Origin of the sequence: Maritalea sp. (genome assembly GCF_047634455.1) — a bacterium.
Taxonomy (GTDB): Bacteria; Pseudomonadota; Alphaproteobacteria; order Rhizobiales; family Devosiaceae; genus Maritalea.
This window is the reverse complement of record NZ_JBLIAI010000060.1, coordinates 1-16,748: the sequence shown is the minus strand read 5'-3', so window position 1 is coordinate 16,748 and position 16,748 is coordinate 1. Positions and strand designations below refer to the sequence as shown.

Sequence of the window (16,748 nt, the reverse complement as noted above, 5' to 3'; positions counted from 1 at the left end):
CCGTTGCCCGATTTGCAATTCACCAGCAGAGCGTGAAGTGAACGAAAAAACTGGCAAGTTGGATGTGGTGCGTCGTTGCACCGGCGAACTAATTTGCCCGGCGCAAGCGGTCAATCAGCTTAAGCATTTTGTATCTCGCGATGCCTTGGATATTGATGGGCTCGGCTCAAAGCAAATCGCCGCGTTTTATGCAGAAGGTCGCATCAAATTTGCTGCCGATATATTTACATTGCGCGAGCGCGACGCCGAAAGTTTCAAAAAACTGAAAGACCAAGAAGGTTGGGGCGCAACCTCTGTGCGTAAATTGTTTGATGCGATTGATGAACGACGCACGCCGGAGCTAGACAAGTTCATCTTTGCGCTTGGCATTCGCCACGTGGGCAGCACAACCGCTGCGATGTTCGCCAAGAATTACGGCACGTTTGATGTATTTATGGCTGCGTGCATTGCGGCAGGCAACAACGATGCCGCCGCCCATGAAAGCCTTTTGTCGATAGACGGCATTGGCGAAACCGTTGTGCAGTCGGTTGTTGGCTTTTTCGCCAACGAACAAAATCGAGCGGCGATGGATGCTTTATTGGCGCAAGTTCAACCGCTCGAATATGTGGTGGCGTCTGCTGGGGAAAGCCCAGTTGCAGGCAAAACAGTGGTGTTTACCGGATCGCTTGAGCAAATGTCACGCTCAGAAGCAAAGGCCATGGCCGAGCGTTTGGGCGCAAAAGTTGCGGGTTCAGTATCGGCAAAAACTGACTTGCTGGTCGCAGGTCCGGGTGCGGGTTCTAAGCTCAAAAAGGCTCAAGATTTGGGTGTTCAAACCACGGATGAACAAGGCTGGTTCGATCTGGTTGGCCGCTAACTCCTGGCTATTGCACATGTGCAATTTTGTCCAAGACGGTTTTGCCGACTTGCGATAGTCTTTGCCGCATGGAGATGATTTCGCAACAAGATGCCGTAGGCATGGAACTGGAACAAGGAGAGCACGCCAAATTTTGGCGTGAGGAAACCTATGATAGTCTTGAGTGCCTAAAGGCGACATTTTTACGTCACGAGTTCTCACCGCATACGCACGATACTTTTGTTATTGGCGCCGTCGTTGCCGGCTACCAAAAGCACAAGCTCAAAGGCGCTGAATCAGTGGGTGGCCCCGGATCTGTGTTCATGCTGAACCCCGAAGATGTGCACGATGGCAGACCCATGGAGCAGGGGTACAGCTATCGTATGTTCTACCCGTCTGTGAAACTATTGGACGAGATCGCCGCTGATTTGCCGCGCATGCAGCATGCGGGTTCTTTGTTCTTCAAAGACTTGATGTGCCACGATAAAAAAATCGCCCAGGCGTTGATTGCAGCGCACGATGTGTTGGAGCACTCCAAGGACCCATTGGAAAAAGATGAAACGCTGTTCCGCTCTTTTGGTGCGCTGATTGAGCGCTATGGCAGTTGGTCGACAAGTGTTTTGGAGACACGAGAACCCAAAGCGATTGAGCGGGTTTGCGAGTATATGCATGCTCATTTTGGTGAAGAGCTTAATCTTATCATGTTGGCAAATATTGCTGGCATGAGCCGCGCCTATTTTGTGCGGGTTTTTTCCAAACATATGAACCAAACACCGCATGGTTATCTCACAGATATACGGGTTCGTGCGGCGCGCAAGATGCTACACAATGGTCTTACACCGATGAGTGTCGCCAACGATTGTGGGTTCTTTGATCAGTCTCATCTTAATCGTCACTTCAAGCGCCGTATCGGCACCACGCCAGGCGCCTACAAAAACATGCATGCGCAGTAATTTGCTATCCCAGCACACCCCATCTTTGGAGGCTATTCATGAGCGTTTCGGCTGACGCATCCCCAGCGCGGAGTGACTTTTCGGACGGTTTGCGGGCCATTGCGCCGCTTGTCATCGCCGCTTTTCCTATCGCTTTGGTGTTCGGTGCATTGGCGGCGCAAAAAGGATTGTCGCCGTTTGAAACCATGCTGATGAGCGGCGTGGTTTTTGCCGGTGGATCGCAATTCGTCGCGATTGATTTTTGGGCAAGCCCGGTGCCGTGGGTGGCGATTACGGTCAGCGCTTTGTTGGTCAATATCCGGCATGTTTTGATGAGCGCATCTTTGGGCGCAAAAACCAGACAAATGGGTTTTGGCTGGCAGTTGATCGCCTTTGGTTTTCTGGCCGACGAGGTCTGGGCGCTTTCTGAACATCGTGCGCAAAAACAAGGCACTAGCTTTGCTTTCATGATGGGATTGGCGGTGCCATTCTATGTTAATTGGTTGGTGATGACAGGTGTTGGTGCCAGTTTGGGCACATTATTGGCGGACCTTGACCCGGCAAAATGGGGCTTTGATTTTGCTTTTCCCGCCATCTTTATTGGGCTGATTATGGGGTTCTGGCAGGGCAATAAAACTGCGATGATTTTGGCGGCAAGCGGGCTCGCAGCAATTGCCTGCAAAGCCTTTGTGCCCGGCGCTTGGTACATTGCTGCTGGGGCGGTCGCTGGGGTGCTTGTGGCCGCCATGTTGGCCGATCCCAAAAGTTATGAGGCCTAAATTATGGACGCGTTTTTTCAAACTGATCCACTGACTTTGCTGGCGATTTTGGGCATGGGCGTTGCGACCTATCTCACGCGCATTTCGGGCCTGATTTTGGTGCGCTATGTTGACCTAAAGGGCAGAACCCGTGCGGCGTTGGAAGCGGTGCCGGTTGCGGTTTTGATGTCGGTGATTGCCCCAACGGTATTGGCAACCGGACCAGCTGAAACAGGGGCCGCGGTGGTGACAATGCTGGCCGCATTTCGGCTGCCGTTACTTGGTGTTGTGGCAATTGGTGTTGTGTTAGTTGCCCTGTTTCGCGCAGCGCTTGGCATGCTTTAGAGCAGGGCAAAAAGTACCTCAACCAAGGTGGAACGTCCCGATTTGCCTCGATTTGCACCGCACTTGTGCTGAAACGTCCCAAAATTGCGCCACCTGAAATTGTGATGATTTGGCCGATTGGTCCGGCAAAAATAGTGACGATCAATAGGGCGATAGTTGCGGTGAGGCGGGTGGTACAGAGCGTAAGTGACATGCCCAATATGGGCTTGGGCGACAATAGCGGTGGCCACAAGCTTTAGGCCGTGGATGAGACCTGTGCCAAGCAGTTCCATCAGTGTGTCAGCATATAGGGCAAACCGACTTGCGAACTGGACGGGCCGGGCAAGAACTGGCACAGGGTGACTAAATCTGATCAAAATTGAACTGTTGTTCAGACCCTAGATTGGCTTGGTTGCGTCAATGAGCCAAGCCTTGTCGCTGCCGTCCAATTGTGATGCTGCAATCTTAGAACATTGCTGATGATAATCATTGAGCCAAACAATCTCGGCATCGCTCATTAAGTTTTTGTCGATCAGGCGCTTGTCGATCGGGGTAAATGTGATCGTCTCAAAACTTAAAAAAGGCGCGTCTTTTGTTCCCTTGTCGCTTTCAACAACAACCAGCAAGTTTTCGATACGAATGCCATGGCTGCCTTCTAAATAGTAGCCTGGTTCATTGGAGATGATGTTGCCCAATTCAAGCGGCGCGTGGTTGCGTGGCGACACGCCACATGGCCCTTCGTGCACACCCAAAAATGCGCCGACGCCGTGGCCCGTGCCATGGTTGTAGTTCAGGCCTTCGGCCCATAAGTACTGACGCGCCAACACATCCAGATGCGCGCCTGTTGTGCCAATTGGAAAGTGTGCGAGGCTGAGCGCAATCATGCCCTTCAATACCAATGTGAAGTGTTTTTTCTGGTCGTCGGTTGCCGGGCCGGTTGCCATGGTCCGAGTGATATCGGTGGTGCCTTCAAGATATTGGCCGCCGCTATCCACCAGCATCAATTCGCCTGGCACTAAGCGCCGGTCTGAGTTGTTGGTGACGCGGTAATGGCAAATCGCCCCGTTTGGGCCGGAGCCTGAAATTGTTTCGAAACTAATATCGACGAGTGAATTGGCTTGCCGACGAAATTGCTCGAGCTGTTTGACGATTGAGACTTCGGTGAGCTCGCCTTTTGGCGCTTCTGCGTCCATCCACGCCAAAAATTTTGCCATCGCTTTCGCGTCGATGCGTTGAGCCGCCTTCATGCCGTCAATTTCCACCGCATTTTTGCGTGATTTGATTTTCAGCACCGGGTCCGGTTCATTCAAAAATTTGCCGCCTGCATCAATAACGATATTGCTCAGTTTTGAGGGGCAGGTATTGCCATCAAGCCAAATGGTTTTGTTTGGGGCAAGCGAAGCGAGATCTGTTGTGAAGTCGCCAATTGAACGCAATGTGACAATATCTGCCAGCTGATTTTGCAGTTCAGAGGTAATTTTTTCAGGCTGAACGTATAAATGCGCGGCACCAGATTTGTCCACGGTTGCAAAGCCAAGCGTAACAGGGGTGTTGGGGATGTCCGAACCGCGCACGTTGAACAACCAACAAAAACTTTCCGGCAAAGTCAGCACCAAGGCATCTGCGCCAATTTTTGTGATCATATCTGCAAGTTCGGCGATTTTTTCTGCGGCAGTTTTTCCAGTTTGTTCAACAGACAGCGTAAACACTTTGCCCGTTGGCGGCGCTGGGCGGTTCATCCAAATTTGGTCGATCAAATTTGGGCATTCAACCAACGCTATGTCAGACTTTTTTAAATCATCCCGAAGCGTCTTGATCGCGTTCGGGGTGTGCAACCAGCCATCAAACCCGACATTTGCGCCCGCGCTCAACACGTTTGAAAGCCAGCTCTGTGCACTGTTTGGTTTCATGTCGACACATTCAACAGCGTCAGTGTCTGTTTGGGCTGGGGCCTGAATGGTGTACCGGCCATCAACAACCAATGCGGCGCGATCAGCTGTTACAATGGCATAGCCAGCAGATCCCGTGAAGCCTGTTAAGTAGGCCAAGCGTTCGTCGCCTGCAGGCACGTTTTCACCACGATGTGCATCATCACGTGGGATCAAAAATGCATCTATCCCGGCGACGGCCATGGCGGCGCGCAGCTTTGTCAGCCGAGGTTTAACGAGGGTTGGATCAGCTTTTTCATCAAATTGTTGCAATTGGATTGAGCTGTCATTTTTGAACATTCGGTACAGTATCCTTTGGATCGCATTTTTTGATCGTTGTTTCGCGTGAAATGCATCTTTGATGGTTTAAACATTCAAACGGGAGATTAATATGGCAAAACCACTTGAGTTTATGTGCGGCATATTTGTTGCTATAATGAGGTCTCGCACCTTGGCAGTTGAACGAGATATTGGCCATTTTGCTGAAGTAGAGCACTACGATATCCACAGAAACCACAGTTTGTAGCGCCGGATTGTTTCGTCGGCGATCGTGTTTAGCCTTGCCAATTATGCCAATCGCGCAATGGTTGAGTTCATTGCGCGTTTTTTGTCTCCAATGAATTGTTTTGTTGTCCTGATGGTATACCCAAAATGCATGGCTGTGGTGCGGTTCCGGCTCTACCTAAATTTTTTTTGTTGCATTACATTGTGGTCAAGAATTCAAAAAAGCAACCCCGCTTTAAGTGGAACTTGTTGGAGATGAAAATGACACACACAAATGGTTTTTTCCGCAGCGTTTTGGACGCAATGGTTTCATCTCGTTCCAAGCATGCTGAGCGGCAGGTTGCACGGTTTTTGAAAACTCAAGGGCACGATGCGATCAACAATGATCGCATGAACGGATTTTGATTTTAGGCACTTTCGCCGAACATATTTAGGACGCACAAAATGGCCAATAAAGGTTTCTTTCGCAACGTAATGGACGCCTTCGTAACTTCTCGTAGTAAACACGCTGAGCGCGAAGTTGCACGCTTTGTGGAAACACATGGCTACCGCAATTTGCTGAACGAAGATCGCACACGTAACGGTTTCTAAGGATTAGCTTTTAAGCCTGACGTTGCAATCTTAGGATTGACCAATCGCCCTTTTCGACATGTTCGAGAAGGGCGATTTTGTTTTCTGCATAGGCTGCAATAACGCCATCGGCTTGCCGGTTCAGTAAACCGGCCAAAATGACGATCCCGTCAATTGCTGTATGTTTGGCAATGTCTGGCGCCAGCTCGACCAATGGACCGGCCAAAATATTTGCCAACACCAAATCAAATGGCCCGCGCTGAGCAAAAATTTCATGATCCATACCAGTTGAAACAGCGGTTTCAATTTTGCCTGCGACGCCGTTGATTTGAGCGTTTTCCAGGGTGATTTCGATGGCTTTTTTGTCGATATCTGTTGCCAGCACGTTTAGGCCAAAGCGCTTTGCGGCTGCAATAGCAAGGATGCCTGTTCCGGTGCCCAAATCCAAAATTGTTTCTGGGTTTGCGTCCGAATTGGCGACAAGTGAAATCGCCTCAAGACAGCCCGTTGTTGTTTCGTGATGGCCTGTGCCAAAAGCTTGGCCAGCGTCGATTTTGATGGCGATTTTACCTTCTGGAACCGGTGTTTGATCGTGGCTGCCGTGTACAAGGAATTCGCCTGTGTCGATGGCAGAGAGACCTTCGAGTGAGTGGGCAACCCAGTCCTTGTCCGGCACTTTTGTGATTGAGAATTCAACCGAACCGTTAAGCACGCTTTTGGCTAAGGCATTAAAGCGCACCACATCTGGCTTGTGGTCACAAGTTGCTTCAAATACCCAATCACCATCTTCGTTTTCGTAAGCGGATGCAGAAACAGCTAGTCCATCTTCCTCCATCACGGCATCGGCCAGCGCAAACGCGTCTTGTTTGGACATCGGGACTGAGATTTGTTCTAGGGTCATGGGTTTTGCCTTTATGGGCGTTTGATAAAGCTTTCGAGGACTTTTTTGCGTCCAACGGAGGGGAAGTCAATGGTGAGTTTGTTGCCATCAACGATTGCAACCACACCCTCGCCAAATTTCAGGTGCATGGCCGTATCGCCTTGCTTGAACGAGGATGAGGACGACTTAATGGCAGCCGTGCGCACGATCAGGTCACCATCAATTGTGGGGCCGCGATCAGTGCCACGGGCTTTATGTTGTTTTTGGGCGCGTTGCCAGCCCGGCGTTTCATAAACACTGTCAAACGGGTCACGGTTGTCAAATTTTGAGGCGGTGTTGCGGCCACCATAATTGTAGCCACCATAGCTTGAGCCTGTGTCTTTGACCTCAACCGCATCGGTGGGCAATTCGTCAAGGAAACGCGATGGGATGCAGGTTTGCCATAATCCGTGGATGCGGCGGTTTTGTGCCACGGTCAGTTTGGCGCGTTTTTTGGCGCGGGTAATGCCCACATAGGCAAGGCGGCGTTCTTCTTCCAAACCTGCACGGCCACTTTCATCAAGCGAGCGTTGGTGGGGAAACAGGCCTTCTTCCCACCCGGGCAAAAACACGGTGTCGAACTCTAACCCCTTCGCGGCGTGCAGCGTCATGATTGAAACCGCATCGTCGGAGCCATCACCACTATCGCGCTCCATCACGAGAGAGACGTGTTCTAAGAAACCGCCAAGGGTTTCGAACTCTTCCATTGAGCGGACGAGTTCTTTGAGGTTTTCAAGGCGTCCGGGCGCGTCTGCAGAGCGGTCATTTTGCCACATTTGCGTGTAGCCGCTTTCATCCAAAATCGCCTCGGCGACTTCGGCGTGTGGCTGGTTCTTCAGCCGCGATGCCCAATCGTCAAACTGGCTGAGCAAAAAGCGTAACGTTGAGCGCTGTTTTGGTTTTAACTCGTCGGTTTCAATCAGATCACGGGTGGCTTGGATCATCGGGATATTGGCGGCGCGGGCTGCATCGTGCAGCAGCCGAATTGTTGTGTCACCCAGTCCGCGTTTTGGCACGTTGACGATGCGTTCAAACGCCAGATCATCTTGTTGCTGGGTTGTGGCGCGCAAATAGGCGAGGGCGTCGCGAATTTCTTTGCGTTCATAAAAGCGCGGGCCGCCAATGACGCGATAATTGAGGCCAAGTTTGATGAAGCGTTCTTCAAACTCGCGCATTTGGAAAGAGGCGCGCACAAGGATCGCCATCGAGTTGAGCTGATGGCCTTGGCGCTGAAACTGCTCAATCTCCTCGCCAATGTGCCGGGCTTCTTCTTCAGAATCCCAAACTGAGGTCACGCTGACCGGCTCGCCTTCTTCGCCCACATCGGTTTGCAATGTTTTGCCCAACCGGTCTTCATTGTGCGAAATCAGATGCGATGCGGCGCGTAGGATTTTGGACGTGGAGCGATAGTTGCGTTCAAGCCGGATGACTTTTGCGCCGGGAAAGTCTTTTTCAAACCGCAAAATATTATCAACTTCTGCGCCGCGCCACCCGTAAATCGATTGGTCATCGTCACCCACTACACAGACATTTGAGTTGCCTTGCGCGAGCAGCCGCAGCCACAAATATTGCGCAACGTTTGTATCTTGATACTCGTCGACCAGCATATATTTAAAACGGGCATGAAATTCAGCCAAAACGCTTGGATTGTCTTTGAGCAACCGAATGCATTCGAGCAGCAAGTCGCCAAAATCGGCGGCGTTGAGGGTTTTCAATCGCGCTTGATAGGCGGCGTAAAGCTTTGCGCCCTTGCCATCGGCAAAAGCACCAGCGTCCGATGCATCAAGCTGTTTGGGCTGAAGGCCCTTGTTTTTCCAGCCATCAATCATGTGCGCCAATTGGCGGGCGGGCCAACGTTTTTCGTCGACATTTTCAGCTTGCAATAATTGCTTGAGCAGGCGGATTTGATCGTCTGTATCCAGAATGGTGAAGTCAGATTTCAGCCCCACCAGCTCGGCATGGCGGCGTAAGATTTTCGCGCCAATCGAGTGGAATGTGCCAAGCCACGGCATGCCTTCAACCGAACCGCCAACGAACTTGGAAATCCGCTCTTTCATTTCGCGGGCGGCTTTGTTGGTAAAGGTTACCGATAGGATTTCGTGGCCGCGGGCGCGACGGGTGGCCAAAATGTGGGCAATGCGGGTGGTCAACACCCGGGTCTTGCCGGTGCCAGCGCCTGCCAGCACCAATAGCGGGCCTTCGATGCTTTCAATGGCGTCTTTTTGTTCGGGATTTAAGCCCTCAAGATAACGCGGTGCGCCGCCGCCAAATTGCGACGTAATCGGCCCTGGTTGTGAACTGGGTGCTTTGCCCGGTCTAGCAATCATAGAGTGCGCTCGAATCTCGTTTTGTTCTTTATAGGTCACTTGCAAATATTTGTATATGCGGAGGTGAATTTAGGTTTGCATCTCAAGGGTGTCCTAAAGGTGTTCCTCGCGGCTTTGGTCAACCAGCGCTTTGTTGAAGCTGGACAGGGCGCCGATATGGGTTACCCAGCCCACTTGGCGCATCCGTTTGCCAGAGCCTTCCATAACCGGCAAACGCTCCTTGTTGGTGGCGTCGAATGCGCGCAAGGCATTTTCCAGCGTGTCATTGGACTTGAGCCAAGGTTTGCCAGATAGAATATCGAACGGTTCTTCGTCGCCGTCTTTGTCGAATGGGGTCATAAAGTCGCGGACCCGGAAATATTTGACGAAGTGTTTGTGCGGGCCTTCTTCAAGCATAATGCCACGGGTATAGAGCTGCCAGTAAAAGAACGAGCGCCCCATCACCGCCTGGCTGATGCCCGTTGAGATCGACACCGCAAATAACAGGGCGATCGAGAAGGCGAATCCGCCGGTCAATTCAAAGATCATCACCGTCGTGGAAATTGGCGCGCCAAGCACGGCGGCGGCAACCGCGCCCATGCCAATAATGGCGTACAGCGCTTCTGATGATGCCAGTTCGGGAAACACAGCTGCGGCCATTAACCCGAAGGCGCCGCCCGTCATCGCGCCAAGATAGAGCGATGGTGAAAACACCCCGCCGCCCATGCGGGACGCGAGCGTTATTGCCGTCGCTACGGTTTTGGCGATGATTAATGCCAGCATAGTTTGAATGGACCATTGATTGGTCAATGCGGCGTCAGTTGCCTCATATCCGACGCCCAAAATCTGGGGGAAGGCCAACGCAATAAAGCCAACGGCCGCACCGCCAAGTACAGGGCGCAAAAAGGTTTTGATTTTGAAATGGCGTGCGATCCAATCACTACCAATGAGCGAAGTTTGAAAGCAAATTGCGACGACCGCGCAGGTGATGCCGAGCAGCGCAAATGCGGGAATTTCCCAATATGAAGTGATCTGAAAATCTGGGACCAGGAACGCTGGATTGTCGCCAAACCAGGCGCGGGACATTGCCGATGCAATAACGGATGCGATAACGACCGGCACAAATGCTGACATTGCAAAATGCCCAAGAATGACCTCGTGAGCAAACAACACGCCTGCAATTGGCGCGTTGAATGAAGCTGAAATTGCTGCTGCGACCCCACAACCAAGTATCACGCGGCGCGCCGAGGGGGGGAGCTCAAAATAGCGAAATAGGGCTTTGGAAACTGACGCGGCAAAATAAACCACAGGCCCCTCGCGACCGGCGCTGCCGCCAAAACCCAGCGTGATCAGGGAGATGGACGTGCCAACAAGGGCCTCTTTGAGCGATAGTTTTTTGCCGTCATGGGTGCGCGCTTCAATCACATCGGCCACACCGCCATAGCGCGAATGGGGGCGGAAAAATAAGATCAGCCCGATAAGGGCGCCGCCAATAATTGGCCCGCCGAAGGTGAAGTACCACGGCAGTTGGCTGAGGCGGTCAAGAATGCGTTCTGATGTTGTGCCGATCCATAAGAATTGCAGCCAACCGATCATTGAGCGAAAGAGAATTGCCACCAAGCCGCCAGCGATGCCTGCGCCGATGGACAAAATCCACACTTTTGGTTGTTGCGCGGCTTGAAAGGCCGACAGGTGGGGTTGCACCCAGCGGTGCACAACTCGGTAAATTAGACGGGCATTTTTTGCCATATTGCTGCGCGATACCCCTTTAAATCGCACCTGAACTCTATTTGGTGATAAGCCCGTTTGGCGCATGCGCGCAAGCGTAAATGACTTAAAGCTGTGTTTTCAAATGTAGAATTGTTGAAATTGGCGGTATTTTGGGGTGACGGATGATGCACAAACGCATAGGATTTTACATGGTTCCTGAATTGCTGCGGTCAGTTCGTTGTTAAATCGACTTTATATCGTTGTTGGTGTTGTCCTTATTCTGCTGCTCACTGCAGCATTTGTGGTGCCGCGCCTTTATGACTGGTCCCCATATCGCCAACGCATGGAGCAAATTGCGTCTGAGGCGATGGGCACTGAAGTTAAGATTTATGGCGATCTGTCTTTCACGCTATTGCCACAGCCACAAATGACCATGTCGCGGGTGGTTGTGGGGCCAGAAAATTCTCCGATTTTAGAGATTGAGCGTGTTGATGCGCATTTGGCGCTGATGCAATTTTTGCGCGACCAATATGATGTGCAAAAGCTGGTGCTCGATACTCCCGTATTTAATCTGAAAGTGGCTGAAGATGGTGGCTTGGATCTGCCGGTTTCGCTGTCGCAAAATGGCGGTCGTGACAATGTTGCGATTGAAGATGCGCAAATTATCAATGGCACATTTCTGCTCAGTGATATGCGCTCGGATGAACATTGGCGCGTTGAGAACATCCAAGGCAATCTCAGTGTTGCCGCACTGCGTGGGCCATTTGCATTTACGGGATCGGGTGATCTTGAGCAGCAACAGATGGCGCTTCGGCTCAACACGTCGGATTTGAATGAACGCGGGGATATTCGGGTCAGCGCTTTCTTGTCACCATCGGACAAATCCTTTTCGCTTGCAACAGAAGGGCTTTTGACGACAGCGACGCTCTCGCCTTTTTATGATGGTGAATTAACTTTGCGCGTGTCGCCACAAAATTTGGCTGAAAATGAGGTGCGTGGCGACATGATTATGGACGGAAAAGTCCAACTGTCACCAGAACGCTTGAAACTGACCGAATATACAATACAGCCAGATGAAAATCGGGCGGGGACACGCCTCACGGGGGCTGTGGATGTCAAGTTGGGTGCGCAACGGACGTTTGACCTTGTGATTTCTGGTGGTGTTGTACCACTTATGCCCAACGATGCGTTGAATGCGCGCGAAAATGAACCCTATGCGCTGGTATCATTGCTGACACAGCTTCCTTCTCCACCAGCACTTGGCGATATTCAGGGCAACATTTCGGTAGATATAACCGAACTTGGTCTCAAAGCTTTGGCGTTGCGCAACGTGTTACTGGACGCCAAAACAGACGGTGAAAACTGGACTATTGATAGATTTAGCGCAAAGTTACCCGGCGATACGTCACTGACGCTTTCGGGCGAATTGATTGATGCGCAAGGCAATGCCGCCTTTGACGGTAGGTTTTCAATTGAAACCGAAAGACTTGACGCATTGGCGCGATCATGGCGCGCCTTTGGTGAAAGTAACCCGCTATTTGGGGCCAAAGCCAGCTTGACGGGGGGGATTGATTTTTCGAACTCCGGGGCGACGTTTGACGAATTGTTGTTCAATTTGGACGGATATGACATTAGCGGACAAGTGGATTGGCGCGAAGAAAACCAACGCCGCCTTACGGTTCGAGCCGATTTAAGTCGCTTCGATGCGCTCGCAACCAAACAGCTGCTCGGTTTGTTGCCAGACCCAAATCGTCCCACCAAGTTTAAGATGAGTTTTCCGGTAGGGACGTTCAAGTTAGCGGCTCAAAGCATTGACGTGGCTGGGCAGTTAGCCAATGGGGTCGCCCTAGAAGGGCAATGGGACAAAGAAGCCGTAGAGCTTTCGTATTTTCGCATTGAAGATATCGCACAAATTCGCTTGGACGGCAGTGGCGTGATCGCTGGGACGTTCGATCAACCGCGTTTGAGTGGCGCCTTGCGGGCTGACCTTCAGCCGCGCGCGAATGTTGGCGGGCTTTGGTCGGTTTTACCATTGCCCAATTTGCACCCCTCTATTGAGCGTGTGTTCTCGGCAAATCGCCCTGCACGGTTTGACTTCGAGCTGACAGAACCGGGCAGGGTTGGTGAGCAAAAGCTGTTGCTGACGAGCAGCTCCGGCGAGTTGAGCATGAATGCACAAGTGTTGCTAAGTGAAGGGTTGCCTGCCGCGTTCACTTCGCCATCAATTGGCGCATTTGAGATCAATGCACCGTCGGCAAACGCGCTGTTTTCGCAACTTGGGGTAGATAGTGCTCTATTTGACGACGAAGTTCCTGCCAAATTGGAAATCGACTATCAGGGCACCATTTTCAACAGCGTTCAACTGACAGCACTTTATACCAGCGCACAGGAAGCCTTGGGCTATCAGGGGTCATTGATTGTGAGTGATCTTGACCGTTTGCGCGGCAGCGGTGAATTGCGCATGAAACTGAGTGATGCGGAAGGGTTTGCCGATTGGATTGGGCTTGAGAGTTTTCAGATTCCTGAGATCAACGGAAAATCGAACGTTAAGTTTACCGATTCGAGCAGCGTTGAGTTGAGCGATATAATCTTGCGCGCTGGTGGGGAAGACGTTTCTGGTGATTTGCAGTCAAAACAATTGGGTGACATCAAAGTCATCACCGGCGACTTGCAAGTTGGGCGGTTGGATGTTGCTGCTTTTTCATCGTTTTTAGGTGGCAATGCATCTAACCTTAAATCTGGCGATCAGATATGGCCTGACGGGCCGTTTGGTGTTGCCGATGGCGCGCGAAACACACGTGGACGCGTGCACGTTGAGACACCACTTTTATTGGTCAATGGCGAGGTGCTTGTCACCGATGCTGGATTTGACGTTTCCTGGACCCGTGCAGAAAATCGCATTCGCAATCTTGTTGGTGCGCGCGGGCAGGGTGAAATTACAGCAGATGTAGCGCTTTGTTGTTATGGCAGTGTCGCACAAAAGCAGGTCGCTGGACGATTTGCGATTGATGGTGTGTCCTTTGGTGATTTGTTTCCACCAGCCATTGCGCAGCGGCTGTCGGGCGAAATGGCGGGGAGCGGCAAGTTTTCGGGAACAGGGACAGACTTTGCCAGCGCCATCAGCAGCTTGGGTGGCGAGGGCAGCTTTTCTGTGTTGGGGTTGAGAATTGAAGATTTCGATCCCAAGATTTTTGAGAAAATCAACGCGGTTGAAAATGTACTTGAGCTTGAGGCGGAAGAACTTGAGGCGCGGGTCCTGTCAGACCTTGCGGGTGCGCCTTATACATCGTCAGGGTTTGAAGGCCTGTTTAGCTTTGCGGCCGGAAAACTATTGATCAGTAATGTGGCGTTAGAGGATGCGCGCACGCGTCTATTTGGTGATGCCAGTTTGGCGCTTAGCGACATGCAGTTTGAAAGCGGCTGGTCGCTGACCCCAACACAAAATATTGGTGACGGTTCGGTTTTGAATGAAACTACGGGGCGCGTAGATGTGCTTATTTCTGGTACATTATGGGCGCCACAATACCGTATTGATATTCAACAAATGGTTGATTCTATTCAGGTAAAAGCTTTCGAATTGGAAGTGGATCGGCTTGAAAAATTGCGGGCTGAACAAGAGGCGCGTTCATTGGCGCAAGCTGAAGAACAACAGCGGCGCATGGCCGAGCAAGCCGCGCAGTTGGCGCGAGATGAAGCTGCAAAGATTGAGGCGGCGGAGGCGGCGCTGCAAAAGAAACAGGCGGAAGCGGCTGCAAAGGCGGCGGCAGAAGCTGCTAAGTTACAAAACGACAATTCCAGCGTGATTGAATTGCCGGCGCTCACGCCAAATGAACAGCCGTTGCCGTTGCTCAATTTAGATTCTTTGTTTGATCCCAATGCGCCGTTTGACCCGAGTTTGACGGATCAAGAACTGCCGATTGATCTGATTGAGGGTGGGAACTAGGGTCTGGACTGAATTGAGAAAAGGTCTGGATTGGGTGCAAAATAGACTGATTTGAGGAGAGAAACGAAAGCGATTTTCATATCGGTGAGGCTTTTCGACGTTGAAGCAGCCTGTTTTGCATGCAACCCGATGGGCAGCATTCAATTTTGCCAGTTTGTCGTTGAAATATCCTCATTGACAGCAAGTCAATTCGGCCGATTTCGCCTAAATCTGATCAAAACTGAACTGCTGTCCAGATCATTTCTCAATTGAGTTCAGACCCTAGCTTTCTGGCTGTTTTAGTGCGTCAAGAACAGCAAGGCGCAAGGCTGAGGCAAGGTTGTTGGTTTGGCGGCCCTGATCAATTTCTTCAACTAGCTGGGTGAGTGTTAGTGATTGGGCAGTTGCCAGCGCATCGATTTCATCCCAAAACTCTTGCTCGAGCGCCACGCTTGTGCGGTGCCCGGCAATCGTTAGGGATCGTTTTTTCATCTGTGGTTATGGTTTCTTGCGGAATGAATCAAGGCTGACCACGTTTTCTTTTTCGTCGTCATCCTCACTGTCTTTATCTGGTTTGGCTTCAGAATCGGCTGCTGCGTCGCTGGTCTCATCTTCCGTTGTGGCAGAAGACGCCACGTCGCCATTTTCGTCTACGACGTCAAATTGGAGGCCAAACTGCACAGAAGGGTCGAAAAACCCCTTGATGGCAGAATAAGGCACAACCAACAGCTCTGGCTGTCCATCGAATGAAAGCCCGACCTCAAAACCCGTATCGTGGACTTTGAAGTCCCAATATTGATTTTGCAGAACGATGGTCATCTCGTTTACATATTGCTTGAGCAATTTTTCTGAGATTCGAACGCCGGGTGCAGTTGTTACGAATGAAATGAAGAAGTGATGTTCGCCAGGAAGCCCGGTTTTAGCTACTTCGGTCAGCACTTTTCGCACCACGCCACGCAGTGCTTCTTGTGCCAAAACATCGTAGCGAATGAGGTCTTCGGACATCGCTTTTCCTTATTATTTCCCGAATCCAATTAAAGACCATAACAGCCCTAATTTTGCTGAAATTGCAAGTGGATAGGTTGTCAAATTTGGGGACGCGGTAAAAATTTAGTGCAGGTTTCTGTTGCCAGGTACCTGCGGACCCCGCCTACACCCTGCGAGGAGTGTAGGGCTTCAATTCGAGGTGTCAAACCGCTTACGCAGCCAAACGTACCTCAGCGAAGTTGTCATTTGCAACTATCATAATGGCCCGATGCGGTGGTACCATGCCGAGCGAAAGCAAACCCTTTACACCCTCGTCGATCCTATTTCGCCCCCAAAATCTTATGCTTTAGCTGAGCAGCAGATGTTTTGGTGGAGGCGCCGGGTACCGCCCCCGGGTCCGAATGGTTTATTACGATCGCGATTTATCGCCGTAGCTGTTTCCAGCCCCTCTAATATAGGCTCGATTTCAAAAAAAGCAATCCAAAGCCAACACCTATTTGGCTTTACTTGCACAAATGGTTGTGGAATCTTTGGTTAGCAGGATCACGAAATACGTGACCGTTGGCGGCAGATAAAAGGGAGTTGCGTTTTAATGAGCAAGCACTTGGAAGAAATTCAGAAATATGATGCGAAAGCTGATCCGGCAATCGTGGATAAAATGGCAAAAACTTATCGGCTGGTGTTGAGCAAGCGCGACAGTGCCTATGTTGCGGTTAGCGACGAGAAAGAACTCAAGACAGTGCGTGAGAATTTCTTGAAGAAAAAACTTGGTCTAACGGATAGTGACGACAAGTTGGATGCAATCATTGCCGGCGTTGCCGATCAAATGAAAGCAGACCGGATGAAAGAACGCCTGACTTTTTATTATCTGTGCGCAAAGAAGGCCGGAAAACTCTCGGTTTTTGCTTAAGCAAATTGTGTTTTGATAAAAGCTGAGCGGCGTCCTTTTGGACGCCGTTTTTGTTCGCGGATTTGTGATGGACAATTGAAACGCTGTCGGGCGCTCAGCTGTTAAAGTGCTGACAAATTGCAACGGAGAGTGATCCATGGATC

Annotated in this window: 14 protein-coding genes and 1 other RNA gene; 8 read left to right on the top strand and 7 right to left on the bottom strand. The window is 51.1% G+C overall.

Annotated features, from left to right (window positions below):
- The 4 genes from ACJAZW_RS12770 to ACJAZW_RS12755 form a co-directional block, all read left to right on the top strand.
- Window positions 1-856, top strand: an 856-nt coding sequence (locus tag ACJAZW_RS12770; protein WP_415158693.1) for a helix-hairpin-helix domain-containing protein, incomplete at its 5' end; no start/stop codon positions are given.
- 26 nt (window positions 857-882) lie between these two features.
- A complete protein-coding gene (locus tag ACJAZW_RS12765; protein WP_415158691.1) occupies window positions 883-1,788 on the top strand; it encodes an AraC family ligand binding domain-containing protein in 906 nt (301 codons plus the stop codon).
- Window positions 1,789-1,826: 38 nt separating this feature from the next.
- Entirely contained in the window at window positions 1,827-2,546 is a 720-nt protein-coding gene (locus ACJAZW_RS12760) for an AzlC family ABC transporter permease (protein WP_415158689.1), read from the top strand.
- Window positions 2,547-2,549: 3 nt separating this feature from the next.
- The gene (locus ACJAZW_RS12755) at window positions 2,550-2,870 is read left to right on the top strand and encodes an AzlD family protein (protein ID WP_415158687.1); all 321 of its coding nucleotides are present in this window, start codon (window positions 2,550-2,552) and stop codon (window positions 2,868-2,870) included.
- 377 nt (window positions 2,871-3,247) lie between these two features.
- On the opposite strand, the gene ACJAZW_RS12750 is transcribed toward ACJAZW_RS12755, so the two are convergent.
- The gene (locus tag ACJAZW_RS12750) at window positions 3,248-5,077 is read right to left on the bottom strand and encodes an aminopeptidase P family protein (protein ID WP_415158685.1); all 1,830 of its coding nucleotides are present in this window, start codon (window positions 5,075-5,077) and stop codon (window positions 3,248-3,250) included.
- A gap of 465 nt (window positions 5,078-5,542) precedes the next feature.
- Between ACJAZW_RS12750 and ACJAZW_RS12745 the strand changes: the two genes are divergently transcribed.
- Together ACJAZW_RS12745 and ACJAZW_RS12740 are read left to right on the top strand one after the other, a co-directional pair.
- Entirely contained in the window at window positions 5,543-5,686 is a 144-nt protein-coding gene (locus tag ACJAZW_RS12745) for a hypothetical protein (protein ID WP_415158683.1), read from the top strand.
- 39 nt (window positions 5,687-5,725) lie between these two features.
- Complete coding sequence (locus tag ACJAZW_RS12740; RefSeq protein WP_415158681.1) at window positions 5,726-5,872, top strand: hypothetical protein; 147 nt, start codon at window positions 5,726-5,728, stop codon at window positions 5,870-5,872.
- A 10-nt stretch (window positions 5,873-5,882) separates the two neighbouring features.
- Here ACJAZW_RS12740 and ACJAZW_RS12735 read toward each other — a convergent pair whose 3' ends face one another.
- The 3 genes from ACJAZW_RS12735 to ACJAZW_RS12725 all read right to left on the bottom strand — a co-directional run bounded on the left by ACJAZW_RS12735 (window position 5,883) and on the right by ACJAZW_RS12725 (window position 10,825).
- Window positions 5,883-6,752: a 50S ribosomal protein L11 methyltransferase gene (locus tag ACJAZW_RS12735; RefSeq protein ID WP_415158679.1), complete on the bottom strand. Its 870-nt coding sequence runs from the start codon at window positions 6,750-6,752 to the stop codon at window positions 5,883-5,885.
- A gap of 11 nt (window positions 6,753-6,763) precedes the next feature.
- Window positions 6,764-9,097, bottom strand: a complete 2,334-nt coding sequence (locus ACJAZW_RS12730; protein ID WP_415158677.1) for an ATP-dependent helicase — start codon at window positions 9,095-9,097, stop codon at window positions 6,764-6,766.
- A 93-nt stretch (window positions 9,098-9,190) separates the two neighbouring features.
- On the bottom strand, window positions 9,191-10,825 hold the full coding sequence (locus tag ACJAZW_RS12725) for a chloride channel protein (RefSeq protein ID WP_415158675.1): 1,635 nt from the start codon (window positions 10,823-10,825) through the stop codon (window positions 9,191-9,193).
- Between the two features lie 199 nt (window positions 10,826-11,024).
- Between ACJAZW_RS12725 and ACJAZW_RS12720 the strand changes: the two genes are divergently transcribed.
- Window positions 11,025-14,729, top strand: coding sequence for an AsmA family protein (locus ACJAZW_RS12720; RefSeq protein ID WP_415158673.1), 3,705 nt, complete (start codon window positions 11,025-11,027; stop codon window positions 14,727-14,729).
- 261 nt (window positions 14,730-14,990) lie between these two features.
- On the opposite strand, the gene ACJAZW_RS12715 is transcribed toward ACJAZW_RS12720, so the two are convergent.
- From ACJAZW_RS12715 to ssrA, 3 genes are all read right to left on the bottom strand, one after another.
- On the bottom strand, window positions 14,991-15,200 hold the full coding sequence (locus ACJAZW_RS12715; RefSeq protein ID WP_415158671.1) for a ribbon-helix-helix domain-containing protein: 210 nt from the start codon (window positions 15,198-15,200) through the stop codon (window positions 14,991-14,993).
- Between the two features lie 6 nt (window positions 15,201-15,206).
- Window positions 15,207-15,713 carry an SspB family protein gene (locus tag ACJAZW_RS12710; protein WP_415158669.1) on the bottom strand — a complete coding sequence of 169 codons (507 nt, stop codon included), beginning with the start codon at window positions 15,711-15,713 and terminating at the stop codon, window positions 15,207-15,209.
- Window positions 15,714-15,820: 107 nt separating this feature from the next.
- Window positions 15,821-16,178: a transfer-messenger RNA gene (gene ssrA, locus ACJAZW_RS12705) on the bottom strand.
- A gap of 109 nt (window positions 16,179-16,287) precedes the next feature.
- Between ssrA and ACJAZW_RS12700 the strand changes: the two genes are divergently transcribed.
- A complete protein-coding gene (locus tag ACJAZW_RS12700) occupies window positions 16,288-16,605 on the top strand; it encodes a DUF2853 family protein (protein ID WP_415158667.1) in 318 nt (105 codons plus the stop codon).
- Window positions 16,606-16,748 lie beyond the last annotated feature (143 nt).